This window comes from Chlorogloeopsis sp. ULAP02 (assembly GCF_038404745.2).
Classification (GTDB): Bacteria; Cyanobacteriota; Cyanobacteriia; order Cyanobacteriales; family Nostocaceae; genus Chlorogloeopsis.
In genome coordinates, this window is record NZ_JAYKTT020000044.1 from 1 (window position 1) to 17,763 (window position 17,763).

The 17,763-nt window shown below is 38.1% G+C and carries 18 protein-coding genes; 13 read left to right on the forward strand and 5 right to left on the reverse strand.

Annotation, left to right across the window (positions count from 1 at the left end; genetic code table 11):
• Nucleotides 1-154: 154 nt before the first annotated feature.
• The 3 genes from U2718_RS14880 (at nucleotide 155) to U2718_RS14890 (ending at nucleotide 3,130) form a co-directional block, all read left to right on the forward strand.
• Nucleotides 155-1,663: a UbiD family decarboxylase gene (locus U2718_RS14880; RefSeq protein WP_341999059.1), complete on the forward strand. Its 1,509-nt coding sequence runs from the start codon at nucleotides 155-157 to the stop codon at nucleotides 1,661-1,663.
• Nucleotides 1,664-1,712: 49 nt separating this feature from the next.
• Nucleotides 1,713-2,240: an SH3 domain-containing protein gene (locus U2718_RS14885; protein WP_341999057.1), complete on the forward strand. Its 528-nt coding sequence runs from the start codon at nucleotides 1,713-1,715 to the stop codon at nucleotides 2,238-2,240.
• A gap of 104 nt (nucleotides 2,241-2,344) precedes the next feature.
• Nucleotides 2,345-3,130 (forward strand): DUF4058 family protein, encoded by a 786-nt coding sequence (locus tag U2718_RS14890; RefSeq protein WP_341999055.1) that lies wholly within the window; start codon nucleotides 2,345-2,347, stop codon nucleotides 3,128-3,130.
• Between the two features lie 103 nt (nucleotides 3,131-3,233).
• Here the strand turns inward: U2718_RS14890 and U2718_RS14895 are convergent, their stop codons facing one another.
• On the reverse strand, nucleotides 3,234-3,605 hold the full coding sequence (locus U2718_RS14895; RefSeq protein WP_341999053.1) for a hypothetical protein: 372 nt from the start codon (nucleotides 3,603-3,605) through the stop codon (nucleotides 3,234-3,236).
• Nucleotides 3,606-3,740: 135 nt separating this feature from the next.
• Between U2718_RS14895 and U2718_RS14900 the strand changes: the two genes are divergently transcribed.
• The 5 genes from U2718_RS14900 (at nucleotide 3,741) to U2718_RS14920 (ending at nucleotide 7,927) form a co-directional block, all read left to right on the forward strand.
• A complete protein-coding gene (locus U2718_RS14900; protein ID WP_341999051.1) occupies nucleotides 3,741-3,950 on the forward strand; it encodes a hypothetical protein in 210 nt (69 codons plus the stop codon).
• Nucleotides 3,951-4,036: 86 nt separating this feature from the next.
• Nucleotides 4,037-4,735: a Uma2 family endonuclease gene (locus U2718_RS14905; protein ID WP_341999049.1), complete on the forward strand. Its 699-nt coding sequence runs from the start codon at nucleotides 4,037-4,039 to the stop codon at nucleotides 4,733-4,735.
• A gap of 140 nt (nucleotides 4,736-4,875) precedes the next feature.
• The gene (locus U2718_RS14910; RefSeq protein WP_289790686.1) at nucleotides 4,876-5,076 is read left to right on the forward strand and encodes a hypothetical protein; all 201 of its coding nucleotides are present in this window, start codon (nucleotides 4,876-4,878) and stop codon (nucleotides 5,074-5,076) included.
• A 456-nt stretch (nucleotides 5,077-5,532) separates the two neighbouring features.
• Nucleotides 5,533-7,083, forward strand: a complete 1,551-nt coding sequence (locus tag U2718_RS14915) for a tetratricopeptide repeat protein (RefSeq protein WP_341999047.1) — start codon at nucleotides 5,533-5,535, stop codon at nucleotides 7,081-7,083.
• Nucleotides 7,084-7,120: 37 nt separating this feature from the next.
• The gene (locus tag U2718_RS14920) at nucleotides 7,121-7,927 is read left to right on the forward strand and encodes a methyltransferase domain-containing protein (protein ID WP_341999046.1); all 807 of its coding nucleotides are present in this window, start codon (nucleotides 7,121-7,123) and stop codon (nucleotides 7,925-7,927) included.
• Between the two features lie 9 nt (nucleotides 7,928-7,936).
• Here U2718_RS14920 and U2718_RS14925 read toward each other — a convergent pair whose 3' ends face one another.
• A complete protein-coding gene (locus U2718_RS14925) occupies nucleotides 7,937-8,644 on the reverse strand; it encodes a rhomboid family intramembrane serine protease (protein WP_341999044.1) in 708 nt (235 codons plus the stop codon).
• A 302-nt stretch (nucleotides 8,645-8,946) separates the two neighbouring features.
• On the opposite strand from U2718_RS14925, the gene U2718_RS14930 reads away from it, so the two are divergent.
• Nucleotides 8,947-11,046 (forward strand): tetratricopeptide repeat protein, encoded by a 2,100-nt coding sequence (locus U2718_RS14930; RefSeq protein ID WP_341999042.1) that lies wholly within the window; start codon nucleotides 8,947-8,949, stop codon nucleotides 11,044-11,046.
• A gap of 71 nt (nucleotides 11,047-11,117) precedes the next feature.
• Here the strand turns inward: U2718_RS14930 and U2718_RS14935 are convergent, their stop codons facing one another.
• A complete protein-coding gene (locus U2718_RS14935; protein WP_341999071.1) occupies nucleotides 11,118-11,441 on the reverse strand; it encodes a hypothetical protein in 324 nt (107 codons plus the stop codon).
• A 960-nt stretch (nucleotides 11,442-12,401) separates the two neighbouring features.
• On the reverse strand, nucleotides 12,402-12,641 hold the full coding sequence (gene yidD / locus U2718_RS14940) for a membrane protein insertion efficiency factor YidD (RefSeq protein WP_341999040.1): 240 nt from the start codon (nucleotides 12,639-12,641) through the stop codon (nucleotides 12,402-12,404).
• A 73-nt stretch (nucleotides 12,642-12,714) separates the two neighbouring features.
• On the opposite strand from yidD, the gene U2718_RS14945 reads away from it, so the two are divergent.
• Nucleotides 12,715-13,410 carry a diacylglycerol/polyprenol kinase family protein gene (locus U2718_RS14945; protein WP_341999038.1) on the forward strand — a complete coding sequence of 232 codons (696 nt, stop codon included), beginning with the start codon at nucleotides 12,715-12,717 and terminating at the stop codon, nucleotides 13,408-13,410.
• Between the two features lie 14 nt (nucleotides 13,411-13,424).
• Here the strand turns inward: U2718_RS14945 and U2718_RS14950 are convergent, their stop codons facing one another.
• On the reverse strand, nucleotides 13,425-13,934 hold the full coding sequence (locus U2718_RS14950; RefSeq protein WP_341999037.1) for a hypothetical protein: 510 nt from the start codon (nucleotides 13,932-13,934) through the stop codon (nucleotides 13,425-13,427).
• Between the two features lie 317 nt (nucleotides 13,935-14,251).
• On the opposite strand from U2718_RS14950, the gene U2718_RS14955 reads away from it, so the two are divergent.
• The 3 genes from U2718_RS14955 (at nucleotide 14,252) to U2718_RS14965 (ending at nucleotide 17,716) form a co-directional block, all read left to right on the forward strand.
• A complete protein-coding gene (locus U2718_RS14955; protein ID WP_341999035.1) occupies nucleotides 14,252-14,950 on the forward strand; it encodes a hypothetical protein in 699 nt (232 codons plus the stop codon).
• Nucleotides 14,951-15,310: 360 nt separating this feature from the next.
• Nucleotides 15,311-15,922: a hypothetical protein gene (locus tag U2718_RS14960; protein WP_341999033.1), complete on the forward strand. Its 612-nt coding sequence runs from the start codon at nucleotides 15,311-15,313 to the stop codon at nucleotides 15,920-15,922.
• A 180-nt stretch (nucleotides 15,923-16,102) separates the two neighbouring features.
• On the forward strand, nucleotides 16,103-17,716 hold the full coding sequence (locus tag U2718_RS14965) for a hypothetical protein (RefSeq protein ID WP_341999032.1): 1,614 nt from the start codon (nucleotides 16,103-16,105) through the stop codon (nucleotides 17,714-17,716).
• Nucleotides 17,717-17,763 lie beyond the last annotated feature (47 nt).

The following is a 17,763-nucleotide window of genomic DNA, read 5'->3' on the forward strand; positions in this document are numbered from 1 at the left end:
CTTAACTTAATTAACATCTCACTTTATTGGTGTCGCCCCGAACTTAAGTTCTAGGCTAATAGCGCAAGTCCACTCAAGTGGACTGAAATTTTTGCTGATACCATTAATATAAAAAGCGCTTCACAGTTCTTAAAGGTTTATTTTTTCTAAGACGATGGCAAGAGATTTACGCGGATTTATTAAACTTCTGGAAGAAAAGAGGCAATTACGGCGAATTACAGCGTCCGTCGATCCGGATTTAGAAATTGCCGAAATTTCTAATCGGATGCTGCAAAAAGGTGGCCCGGCCTTATTATTTGAAAACGTCAAAGGTTCATCTATACCTGTGGCGATTAACCTGATGGGAACGGTAGAGAGGATTTGCTGGGCGATGAATATGCAGCATCCCCAGGAGTTAGAAGAACTGGGAAAAAAGTTGGCGCTGCTTCAGCAACCAAAACCACCAAAGAAAATTTCCCAGGCAATTGATTTTGGTAAGGTGCTGTTTGACGTACTGAAAGCGAAACCAGGACGTGATTTTTTCCCTGCTTGTCAGCAAGTGGTGATTCAAGGCGAAGATTTGGATTTGAATAAGTTACCTTTGATACGACCATATCATGGTGATGCTGGCAAGATTATCACGCTAGGTTTAGTCATTACAAAGGATTGCGAGACAGGAACACCAAATGTAGGCGTGTATCGCCTGCAACTACAATCTCAAAAGACAATGACCGTTCACTGGTTATCGGTGCGGGGTGGGGCAAGGCATTTACGCAAAGCAGCCGAACGTGGCAAAAAATTAGAAGTAGCGATCGCTCTCGGTGTAGATCCCTTAATTATCATGGCTGCGGCGACACCAATTCCGGTAGATTTATCAGAATGGCTATTTGCTGGGCTTTATGGTGGTTCCGGCGTGCAGCTGGCAAAGTGCAAAACTGTAGATTTAGAAGTTCCCGCAGATTCAGAAATTGTCCTCGAAGGAACAATTACCCCAACAGAAGTATTGCCAGACGGGCCGTTTGGCGATCATATGGGATATTACGGTGGTGTAGAAGATTCGCCTTTGATTCGCTTCCATTGCATGACACACCGCAAAGATCCGATTTATTTAACCACATTTAGCGGACGCCCACCTAAAGAAGAAGCAATGATGGCGATCGCTCTCAATCGGATCTACACTCCTATTTTGCGCCAACAAGTTTCAGAAATAGTGGATTTCTTCTTGCCAATGGAAGCTTTGAGTTACAAAGCGGCAATTATCTCTATTGATAAAGCCTATCCAGGGCAGGCACGACGGGCAGCTTTAGCATTTTGGAGTGCATTACCGCAGTTTACTTACACTAAGTTTGTGATTGTAGTAGATAAAGACATTAATATCAGAGATCCGCGTCAAGTAGTGTGGGCAATTAGTTCTAAAGTCGATCCCACACGAGACGTATTTATTCTGCCGAACACTCCCTTTGATAGTTTAGATTTTGCCAGCGAGAAAATTGGTTTGGGCGGACGGATGGGAATTGATGCCACCACCAAGATTCCGCCAGAAACCGAACATGAATGGGGTGCGCCGTTAGAGTCAGATCCGCAAGTAGCGCAGATGGTTGAGACAAGATGGGCAGAATATGGTTTAGCTGATTTGCAGTTGGGAGAAGTTGATCCGAATTTGTTTGGGTATGATGTGAGGTAAAATCAGATACCAGCTTTATTGCTGGTGTCAAAAATAATGGAGAAAATTTGTGGGTAATCGAGTATCCAGGCTAGTAGTGGGATTGATATTTAGTTGTACGAGTGTGCTTGTTAATACGGACATAGGTAATGACAGTGTCTTAGCAAAAACAATCAAACAACAAAAGTGCGATATTTACGCCTACATCATTCATCAACATCCGCAAGGGTTAAAGGTGCGGAGTGGTGCAAGTCCCACTTACAAGATTGTGGGAAAAATACCCACCTATGAAACAGTGCAAATCATTGCTATTTTAGGAAAATGGGTGCAAATAACTAATGCAAGCGGCGGTTTTAAAGGAAGGGGATGGGTTTATTTGCCTACCTTAGGTGTATCAGCGCGGGGTTATGGTACCGAAGGCGTGGATCTTTATGCTAGTAGCGATCGTAAAAGCAAGAAATTGGGAAGAGTTCCGGCAAACGTTAATGTCAAATTGTTAGGCTGTCAGGGACAATGGGCGCAGGTAGAATATCAAGGTATTAAGGGTTGGTTGGCAAGGGAAGATCAATGTGGTGCTGCGCTGACTAGTTGTTCTTGAATTACACCTCCCACTGTTGTTCGACATGAGAGGGGGTAAGAGAGAGAAAATAACTATAGAGATGCAGAAGAACCAACAAGAGAATGTTTCAGGGAGATACTTTTATGGCTTCTCCATTTCCAGGAATGAACCCTTATTTAGAACATCCTGAATTATTTCCAGGATTATATCACTGGCTAATTATTGAAATTGCAAGGTTTTTATCTCCACAACTGCGTCCTAAATATCGCGTTGCAGTAGAAGTGCGAATGTATGAAACAACAGATGAAAATTCTCTGCTTGTTGGTATTCCTGATGTGACAGTCAAAAGTCGGCAGACTACAACAGATGAGAAAACAACAAATGTGGCAATTGCTGCACCAACAACACAACCCATGAGGGTTACAATTCCTATGCCTTTAACTATTAGAGAAGGTTATTTAGAGGTAAGAGAAGTAGGAACAGAAGCATTAATTACTACCATCGAAATTATTTATCCTAGTAATAAGCGTACTGGAAAAGGACGACAGATGTATGAGGAAAAGCGCGAACAAGTATTAGGAAGTCGCACTAATTTTGTTGAAATTGATTTGCTACGTAAAGGCAAACCAATGCCGTTTTTTGATAATGGAATTGTCAGTCATTATCGGATTTTAGTTTGTCGGGGCGATCAGCGTCCCTATGCTGATTTATATGCTTTTAATGTGCAAGATGTGATTCCGAACTTTCCTCTACCTTTACGTTCTGGAGATAATGAACCAATTATAGATTTGCAGGCATTATTAAATGAAGTATATGACGTATCTGGTTATGATTTGGTGGTAGATTACAGTCAAGAAGCTGTGCCAGCGTTGTCAGAACAAGATGCGGTTTGGGCTGATGCGCTGTTGCGGGAGAAGGGGTTGAGGTAAGTTGCTTTGAAGCTGTAAATAATAATTGGTAAATATATAAAGATATAACCCAATCTCTTTACCTTATTAACAACGAAAAAAGAGAGAGAATTTTTTTGCTATTTTAGTCTAGCCCATATCTTTGCAAAAATTCTTTTAACAATTTCTGACAAATTTCTAAAGCCTTTCTAAAATATTTTACTACTTTTTGTAAGTTATTTATCTGTTCTGAATTACTATCTCTCTTCATTTGCATTTCCAAGATTTGCTCTTCGAGATCATTAATTGTATTTCTTAGTCTTTTAATTATCTCTCTAGCGCTTTGAGCAATTTCTTGTTTGTCAACATCTTTTTGTTGCAAAACTATATCATTAAAGGTTACTACAAATTTTGCAGCTTCGCGGACAGCTAAATCTGGTGACTGAGCAAACAATAATCCAATACCAGTACCAGCACCAGTACCAATAATTGCACCACCACCAACAATCACAGCCATTCCACCCGCCATACCCAAACCACCGACTGCAATTGCACCTCCCCCAAATTCTCAAAACTCTGGCATAATCAGACTTTTACCACCTACTAATCTGATGTAAATCCGGAAGTGACTCAATATGAGGAGGAAAAGAAAATGCCATATGTCACTAGTGTAGAAAGAATTGGGATCAAAAAAGGACTGCTTGAAGGCATTGCAATAGGATTGGAACTAAAATTTGGCAGCGAGGGGCTAACAATATTACCAGAAATCTCTCAGATACAGGACGTGGATATATTAAGGGCGATTCTCACCAGTATCAAAACCGTAAATACTCTAGAAGAACTCCGACGGATTTATCATTAAGAGGGAACAGGGTTGGGGTTTGGGGGAACAGATAATTTATTTAGGATAAACTCATAGCAACAACGCAGATTAATCACCCAGCAGTTATGTCCCTTGCTAGAGATTTTGAGATCCCAGAAGATATCGGCGAAGATATTATCATTCCACCCACAGACTTATGGAGTGATGAACTGCCTTTGGAAAGTGATTTGCACCGACAGCAAATGCAGCTGTTGATAGACTCCTTGGAGTGCTTTTGGCAAAACCGCAATGATTTCTACGCTAGCGGCAACTTAACAATTTATTATAATCAAGACCAACTTAAATCGCGGGACTTTCGAGGGCCAGATTTTTTTGTAGTGCTGGGAACTGAACGCAAACCGCGCAGAAGCTGGGTAGTTTGGGGAGAAGGAGGCAAAACTCCGAATCTGATTGTGGAAATTCTCTCTGAGAGTACTGCTGATGTAGATAAGGGATTAAAAAAGCAAATTTATCAAGATGTTCTTCGCACCCCAGATTATTTCTGGTTTGATCCCGAAACGTTAGAATTTGCTGGGTTCCATATAGTTGATGGACAATACCAACAGTTGGAACCATTACCCCAAGGATGGCGATGGAGTCAGCAGTTGCAGTTGTACTTGGGTGTTCACGAACGTAAGCTGCGTTTGTTTACCGCAGAGGGACAAATTCTTCCTACACCTTTAGAAGTGGCAGAATTTGAACGCCAACAGAAAGAATTAGCCCAACAACGCGCTGATGCTTTGGCTACACAACTAAGAGCTTTGGGAATAGAACCAGATGTTTAAATGCAACAAAATTATAAAGAATTGTGATTGTCTAAGAAGAATTATGTTTCTGTGAGATTTGGACTTATTTATATTAATACACTAGATACAACTAGAAACTATTTCCATCGTTCGTGCATCAAGCACGAGGAGGTCCCAAAATGGTTCACACTTACGAGGTGTTTGTTGATATTAAAGAGTTTGCTGACCAGGTAAGCAATACATTTCAACGCGGGACGACACGTTACGAAATCGACGCAGAGACAAAAGAAAAAGCCGATGGTATGGCATTTATCCAGGCTAAAAGTGACCATCCACGAGGCACTGAATATGATGTTAGGGTAACAAGGCTCCTCAGGTAAAGCAAAAACTTAATTTATCTTGGGCTACTTAGCGGTATTAGCAAATAGAGAGCGTTTTTTTGTGCGGTACTCTAAGAAATAGGCAAAAGTACACTCGAAGCTTGATTTTAGGTATCAATAATTTGTTCTTAAGGCTGTCATTCAAAGTTATATCTGCATGATAGATAGCCAGAATGCTATATATCGGCTTTGTAGTTTTCAATCACACGACGCGATTATCTTTAAAACTTCAATCATTATTATCAAAAGCGTTACACTACACTTAGCCACACTGCGATCGCGGTGTGGTTTTATATTTGCAATCTTAAGTTGAATGAATTTGATATAAAGCAGTTGCCAGGTAGATTAGGACATCAACTTATGATCAAAGCCAGACATCAAGAGAGTTTCAATTCTGTTCCCTATTCCCTGCTATATTGATAAAATCACCTGATCAAAAGATTCGCAGAAATATCAATGGACTGGATTAACGTACTGCGATCGCTTCAATCTGACTTCATCAAAAGGTTAACATCAGGTTGTCTGCTGCATTGTGAAATTGAAGGTCAGTATAGTGAATTAACAATAATTTCTGGAGAAAGATTAAGAGTACTACGAGAATTTTGCTGGCAGATGGCTGAAAAATACAAACGCGTTTTGCCAGTGCGTGATGTTTTTCTCAACTATCTGAAAGGGAAATTAGGAGAGGAAGTTGTTAAGGAACGTCTAGCTGATTTGATTACGGAAGTAGATTATGAAAAACGATTTGGTGGAGATGGCAACATTGATTTTACACTGACTGCTGATTCATCAATTGGAGTTGAGGTTAAATCTCGTTGTGGTAGCATTGATAGAGTGAGATGGTCAATTAGCTCAGAAGAAGTTGAAAAAAATGCAGTTGTAGTTTGTGTTTTGATTGAAGAAGAAGTGAATGAAGCACAACCAGAATATCACCTTTTCTTGGCTGGTTTTCTCCCCACTCAAATGATTAAGCTCAAGACTGGTAGAATCTCATTTGGGATAGAGCAATTGCTTTATGGTGGTGGTTTACAGTGTTATCTCGAACAGTTACAATCTTCTATAAATTACAATCTATATAAAGAAAAAAATCTTTTTACTGATAAAAACAAAACTAGACAAGAGCTAGTCTCTAAATCACCTCTTAAAAATTTCATCAAATCTTCCTCCTATCCAATTGCAAATGAATATTTACGTGAGCAGGGTGAAGATTTAAATCGGATTTATACAAAATTGGGTGATGAATGCTGCAACAAAGAACAGTATGAGGCAGCAATTAGTCATTACAACGAAGCATTGCAACTTAACCCTAATCATGCTGAGACATATTACAAACGTGGATTGGCACGTTATCAGTTAGGAGACTACGAAGGAGCAATTCCTGATTATACTCAGGCAATCATGATTAATCCTAATTATATGAAAGCTTATAAAGAAAGCGCATTAGCACGCTACCAGCTAGGAGATTATGAAGGAGCGATCGCCGATTACACCCAAGCAATAAGAATTAATCCTCATAGCGCTGACATATATAGAAACCGTGCTGATGTGCGTTATTTCATCGGAGATCATCAAGGAGCGATTGAGGATTACACTCAAGCAAGAAAAATTTATCCCCATGATGATTCTACAAATTCTCAAAATCATAACTCTTATTCTCCAATCGGAAATTATCAAGGAGTAGTTGAAGTTTTTGATGAAACTGAGATTCTCTGCAATGATAGCGATGCTTATAAAAAGCGTGGTAATTTTCGTGCTCACTTGGGAGACTACGAAGGAGCGATCGCCGATTACACCCAAGCAATAAATATTAACTCCAAAGATGCTGATGCTTATTTTAATCGTGGCAATGCTCTTTATAATTTAGGTAATAAACAAGCAGCAATTGAGAATTTTCGGCAAGCAGCAGAAATCTATCGTCGAGAAGGTAATTTAGCAGGACAAAAAAAAGCACGCGAAATAATTTTAGATTTAGAAATCGAAGAATCGTTAGATATTTTAAAATTTTAGAGTCGAAGTCACAACTCGTAATATCTTGGGTGACAAAATGACACAGGATGATTGCTACACACTTGCCACTGGGGAATTAGGCGCGTATAGACTGGAAATTCTAAATAGAATCCATATGCCCCATACTGAATTTCTCTTTGGGAGAGTCGGATTAAGGCAAGGAATGCAAGTAGCAGATATTGGCTGTGGAACAGGAAATGTCTCTAACTGGCTTGCCCAGCAAGTTGGTTCTAGTGGTTTGGTATTCGGTGTAGATAGTAGCTCGGCACAGCTAGAACAAGTACGCCGCAATGCAGAGGCTCTCGGTTTAAGTAACATCAAATTAGTTGAAGCCAGCGCCTACAAAAGTGGATTACCTTATAACTCTTTTGATTTAGTATACTGCCGCTTCTTGCTAATGCACCTAACTCGTCCGGCTGATGCAGTTAATGAAATGCGATCGCTTCTGAAACCAAATGGAGTGCTTGTGTGCGAAGAAGCAGACTTCAGCTGTGTTTTCTGCGATCCGCCTTCCCCTGCTTACAATCGCCGTTTCGAGCTTTTTTTGGCTCTCAGCGATATTCGTAATCAGAACTTTGGTATGGGAATTAGGTTATACCGAATTTTTCAAGAAGTTGGGTTGACTGTATCAGAAGTTTCGATGTATCAACCTACTATTATACGTGGGGAAGAAAAACGTTTAGTTGATTTAACACTTTCAGAAGCAGCAGATGCTTTTATCGAAGCTGGGCTAACAACACCAGAGGAGATTGACGAGATGGTTGCCCAAATAAGGACATTAGCTACTGATGAAAACACAGTATTTGGTATCCCTCGTGTAACACAGATTTGGGCGCGAAAATAAGAACTGTAGTTAACGTCTTTGTAATAATCGCATCCCAATTGCACCGATCGCTAATCCTACACCATGCGCCCAATAATTAATGCTATGGGGATTGACACCACCAGGAATATTTAAACTACCGATACCATAAGATAACTGTTGCACAAACCACCAAAATAGATAGTAAATTGCTGGTATTTGAATAGGTATAAATACAACTAGGAGTGGCAACACAGTGTCAATTTTAACTTTGGGAAACTTGAAGACATAAGCACCTAAAATTGATGCGATCGCGCCATTTGCTCCAATCAGTGGTACTGTTAAGCTAGGATTAACAAGAATTTGGATTACCTGTGTGAGAATGCCACCAATTAAGTAAAGTCCTAAAAATTTGAGTTGTCCAAGGATATTGTTTAAGTTTTTGCCAAAAACCCATAAAAATATCAAATTTGCTAAAATTTGGCTAAAACTACCGTGGATAAACATCGCTGATAGCAGTGAATGAAAACGTGAGAGTACAAATAATCCAGCAGCGAAGTTACCAGCTTGTACGTATGCGATCGGCTCACTTATCTGTGCTGGAATTAACCCCCAACTGTTAATTAAATTACCTAGTTCACCACTAATTTCTAGTTTTAGTTCCCATAAAAATAAAGCAATGTTAATACCAATGAGGCAATAAACAATAATTGGTTTTCTACGTGTAAAAATAAAAATGTTATCGCTAATAGGAATCATTGGGATTTAGTCATTTGTCATTTGTCAATAGTCATTAGTTAGTAGGGGAGGCAGTGCTTTGCCGGGGTTCCCCCGGTTGTAGCGACTGCCGTGCGGGTTTTGCTGATTATCTTTGGGATAAAACCGACAATTTGTCTTTTAAACCCGCCCGTACAGTATTTAGTAGGTACAGACGCGATTAATCGCGTCTGTGCAAGTGTTTATTACTCCCCTTATCTGCTTGTCTCCCCCTCCCCTGCTCCTGTCATTGAACTGTGGCAAGATCGGAATCAGATTGTAATCTATTCAACTAGAAAAACCAGATGCTGGGAAACACACTTGTTGGACGATACCAAATTCTTAAGCACTTGGGAGGAGGGGGATTTGGTGAAACCTATGTCGCTTGTGACACTCAATTACCTGGCAATCCTCAATGTGTTGTGAAGAAGCTTAAACTTCAGGCAACAGATCCAGTTGCATTGCAAACAGCCAGACGCTTATTTGATACGGAAGCTCAAGTTCTTTATAAATTAGGGACGCATCAGCAAATTCCCCAACTTTTGGCATTCTTTGAAGAAAAAGAAGAATTTTATCTTGTCCAGGAATTCATTAAAGGTCACGATCTTAGCCAAGAGATAACACCAGGTAAAACTTTTAGTCAAGACCAAGTAATATCTCTTGTGCAAGAAATTTTGCAAATCTTAGACTTTGTTCATCGACAAAAGGTGATCCACCGCGATGTTAATCCTTGTAACTTACTCAGACGCAAGCAAGATGGCAAGTTATTTTTAATTGATTTTGGCGCAGTTAAAGAAATTACGACTCAGGTAGTAAGCCTCAATGGTAAAACTAAATTTACCGTTGCGATCGGTACTCCTGGATATATTCCTGGCGAACAAGCCCAAGGCAACCCTAAATACAGCAGCGATATCTATGCAGTCGGGATAATTGGCATTCAAGCCCTGACTGGTTTATCTCCCGATCAACTCGAAAAAGATACAGAGACAAATGAAATTATTTGGCAAAACCAAACCCAAGTCAGTCATGAGCTTGCATATTTTATAGATAGAATGGTGCGCTATGACTTTCGTCAACGCTACCCTTCGGCAACGGAAGCTTTACAAGCTTTGAAAGATTTAAGTAACCCCATTTCTCAAACAATTACATTACATACTCGCCCATTCAATCAAAATCTAACTCAAATTAATAAACGTAAAAAAAATATATTTATCAAAATTTTGACAACAGGATTTTTAGTGGGATTAGTTACAGCAGCAACTATATACACTATTTATACTATCAATTCCGTCAATTCTACAGAATTATATAAGCAAGCAAATACATTGTATGATTTACAGCGCTATCAAGAAGCTTTATCAACTTATGAAAAAGCAGTTAAAATTAGACCAGATTATGCTGAAGCTTGGAATGGGCAAGGCAAAGTACTGTTTAAGTTGAAAGAATATAAAGGCGCACTAACCGCTTATGACAAAGCTATTCAACTTCAGCCAAATTATTTAGAGGCATGGATAGGTAGGGGTTTTGTATTAAAGAGTTTACAGCGTAACCAAGAAGCAATTGCCTCTTTTGATAAAGCTTTGGAATTAGATAGTAAATCTCCACAAGTCTGGAATGCCAAAGGAGAAGTTTTTAGTAATTTAAAGCAATATGATGAAGCAATTCAAGCTTATGAAGAAGCAATTAATTCGCATAAAGATAATGACGAGGCTTGGTATAATAAGGCTTTAGCATTACAGAATTTAAAAAGGTACGAAGATGCAATAGCTGCATATGATAAAGTTTTAGAAATTAAACCCAGCTATGCAGAAGCATGGTACAACCGGGGTAATGCCTTGGTAAATTTACAACGCTACCAAGATGCATTTACAGCTTATGACAAAGCGGTACAATCCCAGTCGAATTATTCCTCGGGGTGGTTATCTAGGAGTAATATCCTAATAAATTTACAACGCTATCCTGAAGCTTTGGAATCATTTAATGAAGTAATTAAATATAGCCCTAACAACTTTGAAGCATGGTATGGTAAAGGGTGGTCACTACATCAAATGCAACGCTATGAAGAAGCTGTTGCATCCTATGATAAAGCGGCGCAATTTAAACGCAATGACTATCTAGTATGGTATAACCGAGGAAATTCACTATACAATTTACAGAAATACGAAGAGGCGATCGCCTCATACAACCGAGCCGCACGCTACAAACCAAATCACCATGAAAGTTGGTTTTCTAAAGGCAATGCCTTAATGAATTTACAACGCTACCCTGAAGCGATCGCCTCTTATAATCAAGCAATTAAACTCAAGCCAGACTATCAACAAGCAATCCAAGCCCGCGAGCAAGCCCAAAATTTGTTACCACGCGAAAGTCAAAGTACATTTATTCTGCCCAAAATTATACGCTAGCTATAACAAAAGAAGGTGTTGCTGGAGCAACACCTTCTTCGATTGATATGAAACCTACCCCTTCTGCCCTTTTAATAAGCATCCTCAACCTCTAGTTGAGCCACTGTCACAGCATTAAAAGCAAAAGCTGCAACTAAGGGAATCGGACATTTCAGCCAATATGTGACAAAAGCCGCAATCATGGTTGCTATTACTGCGGTAAACGACCAATAACGTTCCTCTACAGTTAGTCCTTTTTCTGCTTTAATTACTCTGAGAACTTGCATGGGAATCGGCTCTGGCATTACCGCTCCTGGAGGAAAAGCCCAGTAACTATTACAGCGCTCAATAAATAAATCTGTCCAGCCATTTTCTTGGCACCATTCTTCAATCCATGTATCACAGTAATGTTTCATATTCATGTTGCCAATTCGATTCAGAAGGTTTCGCATATTTTTTTGAGGATGAATTAATGTAAATCTGCTCGTTAATCTTGACAAATCATTAAGCCTTTGAAAACTAGCTATTTAGAGATAATTGTTAAGCTTTGTTAAGGTGAAAATATATCTGTAATAGCTCTTGAATAGCTTTTTTCTTATTTAACAGACTAACAGCATTTTGATTATTCTCGCAGTGAATGAAAATAAACTTTACTTAGCAGAGATCAGATGAATATTTTGCAACAAATTCAGAGAGCAAATACTCTCAATGAATATAAAGCAAAGATTAAACATATAAATACAACAAAGTTTTCACAGACGGGTAAAGGTTCGGATTCCCGTAACTTAGAAGCATTATCTAAGGATAAGTAGGCTATAGAAAAAGGAAAAGAAATATTTCTTTACTTGATAACAGGCGATAACTTTAACATATTTAATATTTTCAATAAATGTGGAATGAATCTGATTTAATGCTGCTAATCTGCTGTGCATTTTTCAAGTAAAAGTCAAAAGCTAAATCTTATCTAGTTTTTGGAGGGATTTTATATGTCTATCTACCTATTGTTAGGCATAATTACTCTGTTACACCTACTTTTAATCGCTTGTTCAATCAATCTTACAGATACAGACAAGCAAGTTTAACCTTGCTATGGAAAGATATTTTAGAGAAGTTGACACAAACAGTCGTCATTTTTCCTTAGTCATTGGCAAGAGTTTCAAATCTATTTACGTTTAGCAACATAGTTCTGTTTATTCTCGCCGACTTACCAAAAACAAAGTATTTCTACCAGATGTAATGGGAAAACCTGCGAGTTTCCACTAGAAACTCACAGGTTCATCCTAAAGTGAGGGTGTTGCTATTTTAATATCACATTAAAAGTCTTTAGTATAGTTTTTGACAAAAATTTTTATGGTAGCGATCACAACTATCTCAAATCAACAATGATGTTTTGTTTGTTCTGTTGGTTCTGGTACTGGATCATAACCACCAGGATGAAATGGATGGCAGCGTGAGATACGTCTAATTGCTAACCACGAGCCACGCCATACCCCAAATCTTTCGATCGCTTCAAGGGCATACGCAGAACAAGTAGGTTGAAAGCGACACGTCGGAAGAAACATGGGTGAGATAAAAGTTCGGTAGAACCGAATTAACCAGATCAATAATATTTTCATAAAGTTACGTTTTTCTAATAAATTGAGATTAAAGGTCGAAATTTTCTAGTTGTATTTTTAACAGTTACTAATTTTGCTTTCCTCTAATTTAGAGTCAATCCCTCCATGGCTACAACTTACCAGTGTTGCCGTTTGGTTATCTCTGGTGAATTTGAGTGCTTGGGGAGTTCATCGTTTTTTCAAGGCAGATCCAGAGATTGTGCGGAAGATAGTGCATATTGGCACAGGTAACGTAATTTTGCTAGCCTGGTGGCTAAAGATTCCTGTGATTGCAGGTATTACAGCTTCGATTGTAGCGAGTAGCGTTACCTTATTGTCTTACCGCTTTCCCATTCTTCCCGGTATTAATAGTGTAGGTCGCCAGAGCTTTGGAACTTTCTTTTATGCTGTAAGTATAGGTATTTTAATTGCTTGGTTTTGGCACATACAACAACCTCATTATGCTGCACTAGGTATTTTGGTGATGGCATGGGGAGATGGATTGGCTGCACTAATTGGACAACGATTTGGTAAACATAAGTACAAAGTCTTTGGAGGGCAAAAAAGCTGGGAAGGCTCTTTGACAATGGCTGTGGTTAGTTATTTGATTATTAGTTTAATTTTACTTAGTGTTCAAGGTAATATCTGGCAAACTTGGTTTATCTCTCTAGGCGTAGCTCTTGTTGCTACTGGTTTAGAAACTTTTTCTTTTCTGGGTATTGATAATTTGACAGTTCCATTGGGTAGCGCAGCCCTGGCTTTTTTACTAACCCAGTTAATGGCTAGTTAAGACGCGATCGCTATCTATCTGTGGTAGTAGTAGTTTCTGCGATAGTTACCATTGTAATAGTGGGGGTAACCAACTCCGTGGCGGTAAACTCTGCGGTAACGGGCGCGTCGATAATAGTGGTTATTCGGGCAATTACGATAATAAACCCCTTGGTAATATGGTCTATGGTAGTACCGCCTGTAGTGATGTCGTCTATAATAATGCGGCCTGTAGTAATGCCGTCTGTAGTAATGCCTTCTATAGTGGCGTGGTCTGTAATGGTATCGTCTGTAATAGCGTCGTCTGTAGTGTCGCCGATGGTGACTAATTTGGTAATTATTTTCGTCTATAGTCTGTTTCAATTCTCCCGGATTGGCTTGTTGATCTGAAACGATGGGATTAACCGAACCTTGATGTGCCTGTAGCTGAGTAGAGGATTGAGTAAGAACTTCATCTTTTACAGATCCCGTGACAGATGCGGCGGCTACCTCTAATCCCAGGCTCAGTGGTAATACTAAAGCACTAACCACGAACTTCCAAAACATGAATTGGCGCTCCTAATTTCTCGATTTTTGGCTTTCATGAGGCACTTATTTCAAACTTCTTTCGTTTCTCGACAAGTTTGAAGATTTGCCTTGTTATTTTTGGAGCTTTACGCAGTTCATAGCCAATGCCAGAACATGGCTAGTTTTAGATTCCACCTGTACTGTAAGAAAACAATTACCATGAAGCGGATCTGCAAGAGAGTTCTCAGCGATCGCTTATTTGTTTTCTGCAAAACTTTAATTATTTGTTAAACTTTTACATAAGTTTACATTTCCTGAGTAAAAACTATTAAATAGTTAAAGTTAAAGATTTCTGGATGGCTTTTCTACCCTTATCTCAACCACTGCTACGCGAAAAACAACAACAGTTAGATTTTCAAGATTTACAAGGTCTATTGCACGTAAACTGGAAAATCGGTAGATTCAGTTTATGGTCTGGTTTTTATACCCGTATCGATCAGGTATTTATCCTTTGGGGTATTGCCAGCGCTGGAATTTTTATCACAGCGCAATTTTTACCAATTAGCTGGTATACACAAGCCGTTTTCTGGACAATTCTTACCCTAGCCAGTACCATAATCATGATTTTTTTAACATGGTTTTGGGTAAGTGTAGAAAAGCTGCGTTGGCTATTATATTGCTGGGTGATTTTGATGTTAGGAGGTGTTGTCCTCACTGATTTGGGCATTTTTTTTGGCTGGATTGATGTATTAATGCGCTTGTGTCCTTTGTGGTTGGGATTAAGTGCGATTGGCTACTTATTTACAGCTTTGGCAGTGCGATCGCACACATTTTTAGTGATGGCTGTAATTCATTTGGCTGGTATTGTTGTTTTACCCTACTGTGGCGGTTGGCAGTTTTTAACTACTGGTATTGTTATGTCAAGTAGTTTATTAATATTGGCTGAATGGCAGTGGAATATGCGCCCACCAATTGATTACAATGTGTTAACACCAGAGCAAAAACAATTTAATCGACAACAATATCAGTACCGTACTTCTAGAGATATTGCTTAACAGGGAACTCTTTGCAGCTACCAGAAAAGCCAAAAAACAATCAGCATAGCTTCTGGCGTCTGTCATCAGACAATCACAAACATTCAAAACAAGTTTGTCGCTTTACAGCACAGATTTTTTATTAAATATTTGTTCAATTCCTATCCTACTTGAGATATTGTCATTTCAGCGTATTTATGGTGTTTTGAATTGAATGTAAAAAACATAACATAATTATGCCGCAAGATTTAGTATAAACTAACTAAAACCAATGCTGAAGGCAGAGTAGCAATACGACGTTGCTGACTTATAGATAAAAAATAAATACGACATTTTTCAAGCTTAAAAGCTTAATTTTTCTTAAAAATCAGCAACGCTCAAATGAAGTTCTTTAATAATTCTGTACCGCTACTACGTCGCAAACAAGCAACTCTAGACATTCACGATCTAGAAGGATCTTGGCACATTGACTGGCAAATTGGCAAAGTAAAAATTTATTCGACTTACTATACCCGTTTAGATAGAGCTTTTATACTTTGGGCTTTCTTACTTGTACCCATGTTTGCAACAGCCCAGTTTCTACCTGTGAGTTGGAATTTACAGGCGACTGTATGGTCAATTATCAGTATTATTGGTACTGTAATCATGGTGATTTTGACTCAGTACTGGGTTAAGCGTAGACAAGTGAACTGGGTGTTGTATTGCTGGGTAGCGCTAATGCTGCTCGGAGTGATATTAACTGATTTGGGTGTTTTCTTCGGGTTGACAAAAGTGCTATTAAATCTATGTCCGCTATGGTTAGGTTTAAGCGCTCTAGGATATTTTTGTACTGGTTTAGGCGTGCGATCGCGTACTCTAATTGTCACAAGCATTATTCACCTTTTAGGAATTTTATTCTTACCTTTTTTTAGGGAATGGCAATTTATTTATACAGGTACTGTAATGGTGTTATGCTTGCTGATTTTGGCAGAATTTGAATGGGATCATCAGTAATTTAAAACTAATTTTTTAATCGTCACTTTTGCGTCACTTTTATTAGTAATAATTAAAGAAAAATTTTACAGAGTACTTATTCACCATAGTTATAAGTGTCATAGCAATTGTCTTGCAAAAGTTTTTGCTAAAAGTGACACTTAACTGTTCTGCATAAAAATCTGAAAATCGAGGTACTTTATGTTTTACTTACGACGTCGCTCACCAGTAAGAAAGTTACTGGGTGCAGGGCATTCTGGACAAGTTTTTCTAATTCAAACTCCAGAAAAGAGTATTGCTAGAAAAGTATTTTTTGAAGACAAATTAGCTAATTTAGTTCATTATTTTTTCTTTGGTGTTCCCAATCCCTATGTTTGGAATGAAGATATTTTAAACTGTGCTTACTATCGTCGCAAAATTATTACTAAATTAGTACCATTTTGGTTTGAGTCTCAGTTGAAGGTTTCAAATGCAATTTCCAGAGGATGGAATGAAGAATTTAAAGCATATCAGCTAGATACAGAATTTATCGAAGGAAGACACGTAAGCCTACGTCAGCCTTATCGACATCAAAGCCAAGAGTTGCAAGAATTAGTTCACTCGATCATGATTCCTTTGCAACAATACTTAATTCAAGCAGGTTTAGATGGCTTAGTATGGCAAGCTGGCAAAGGTAGTCCGTCAGCTTTAAATAATTTTTTATTACAAGAAGATGCTTCTGGAGAATATTTTTTTGTTTGGATAGATTTGGAGTCTGGTGTTCCTGCATTATTCCCCTTGAATATATTAACGTTGTTCTCGTTTTATTTACCTCAATCTTTCAAAAATCGTGGCCCTTTATTTGATGATGTTGATATTAATCGATTAAAACAATATATAAATAAAAATCACATAGCTTTAGAAAAAAAAGTTGGAAATCAACAGTATCTAGAGCTTTTAGAACATATCGATTATTTAGAATATCATCAAAAAAAATGGAAGTCTCTGAAAAGATTTCATAGAAGCCTTCAGTATCATCTGCAAAAAGGTTATATCACTCAACAACAAGCTAATTGGTATTCTCGCTATAGATTATACTGGTACGGTCGAGAATTAAAGAGAATATTTTCGCAATTTATAAAAACTTTATTTATTTATCTACCAAAAAAAATATTTATTAAGTTCAAGCAAATTAGATTTAAAAGTTTTTTCCAACAATTTTGGAAGTTTCTTTTCTCTCACCGCTATCGATTAAAAATGGCAAGAATTTATGTAGAAAAAAGAATCAAGAAATGGCAAAAAAGAAAACAGATAACTTCTGAAGCAGCTAAGGATTTATCAGCTAATTTGTATAGTGAAAATTCCAGTGCTTATTTAAATGATTTCGGCGTTCATATTGGTATTAAAGGCTTTATTACATTATTTGATTATGTCTTAATACCAATATTGTATTCTTTTGGAGCAATCAATGAAATAATGTCTTTAACCTGGTTAGTTATCGATGGGCCAATATATAGAACTATCTATACTTCTTTTAGAAGTATACAAGCAGTAAAAAAACGTCAAGAAATACCTTGGATTGCATTGTTAGTTGGATTACTTCCTAGTGTTGGTACTCTGGCTTATCCCTGTCAAATGATTTATTCAGCAGCAATCAATCAAGACAAAGTGGCTCAATTTATCGTATATGACTTTTTCACCAGAATCGGAGCCAAAATTCCTATCTGGGGTGGAAAGGATACCCTAACTGAACACTTTTTTAATGGTTGGGCTGATCAGATTATTTACTGGCTAGGTGGGCGTAAAAGAAATCTTAATATCCCAGTAGAAAAATAATAATTAATCATTAATTAGTAGTTCAGTAAAAAAAATCGGTGGATTTA

What these genes read in the sequence shown, in the direction of transcription:
- U2718_RS14935 (WP_341999071.1), bottom strand. Translation starts at nt 11,441, where the DNA reads ATGAAACATTACTGTGATACATGGATTGAAGAATGGTGCCAAGAAAAT.
- U2718_RS14900 (WP_341999051.1), top strand. Translation starts at nt 3,741, where the DNA reads ATGCCATATGTCACTAGTGTAGAAAGAATTGGGATCAAAAAAGGACTG.
- U2718_RS14950 (WP_341999037.1), bottom strand. Translation starts at nt 13,934, where the DNA reads ATGTTTTGGAAGTTCGTGGTTAGTGCTTTAGTATTACCACTGAGCCTG.
- yidD (WP_341999040.1), bottom strand. Translation starts at nt 12,641, where the DNA reads ATGAAAATATTATTGATCTGGTTAATTCGGTTCTACCGAACTTTTATC.
- U2718_RS14960 (WP_341999033.1), top strand. Translation starts at nt 15,311, where the DNA reads ATGAAGTTCTTTAATAATTCTGTACCGCTACTACGTCGCAAACAAGCA.
- U2718_RS14915 (WP_341999047.1), top strand. Translation starts at nt 5,533, where the DNA reads ATGGACTGGATTAACGTACTGCGATCGCTTCAATCTGACTTCATCAAA.
- U2718_RS14920 (WP_341999046.1), top strand. Translation starts at nt 7,121, where the DNA reads ATGACACAGGATGATTGCTACACACTTGCCACTGGGGAATTAGGCGCG.
- U2718_RS14965 (WP_341999032.1), top strand. Translation starts at nt 16,103, where the DNA reads ATGTTTTACTTACGACGTCGCTCACCAGTAAGAAAGTTACTGGGTGCA.
- U2718_RS14905 (WP_341999049.1), top strand. Translation starts at nt 4,037, where the DNA reads ATGTCCCTTGCTAGAGATTTTGAGATCCCAGAAGATATCGGCGAAGAT.
- U2718_RS14880 (WP_341999059.1), top strand. Translation starts at nt 155, where the DNA reads ATGGCAAGAGATTTACGCGGATTTATTAAACTTCTGGAAGAAAAGAGG.
- U2718_RS14895 (WP_341999053.1), bottom strand. Translation starts at nt 3,605, where the DNA reads ATGGCTGTGATTGTTGGTGGTGGTGCAATTATTGGTACTGGTGCTGGT.
- U2718_RS14925 (WP_341999044.1), bottom strand. Translation starts at nt 8,644, where the DNA reads ATGATTCCTATTAGCGATAACATTTTTATTTTTACACGTAGAAAACCA.
- U2718_RS14930 (WP_341999042.1), top strand. Translation starts at nt 8,947, where the DNA reads ATGCTGGGAAACACACTTGTTGGACGATACCAAATTCTTAAGCACTTG.
- U2718_RS14955 (WP_341999035.1), top strand. Translation starts at nt 14,252, where the DNA reads ATGGCTTTTCTACCCTTATCTCAACCACTGCTACGCGAAAAACAACAA.
- U2718_RS14910 (WP_289790686.1), top strand. Translation starts at nt 4,876, where the DNA reads ATGGTTCACACTTACGAGGTGTTTGTTGATATTAAAGAGTTTGCTGAC.
- U2718_RS14890 (WP_341999055.1), top strand. Translation starts at nt 2,345, where the DNA reads ATGGCTTCTCCATTTCCAGGAATGAACCCTTATTTAGAACATCCTGAA.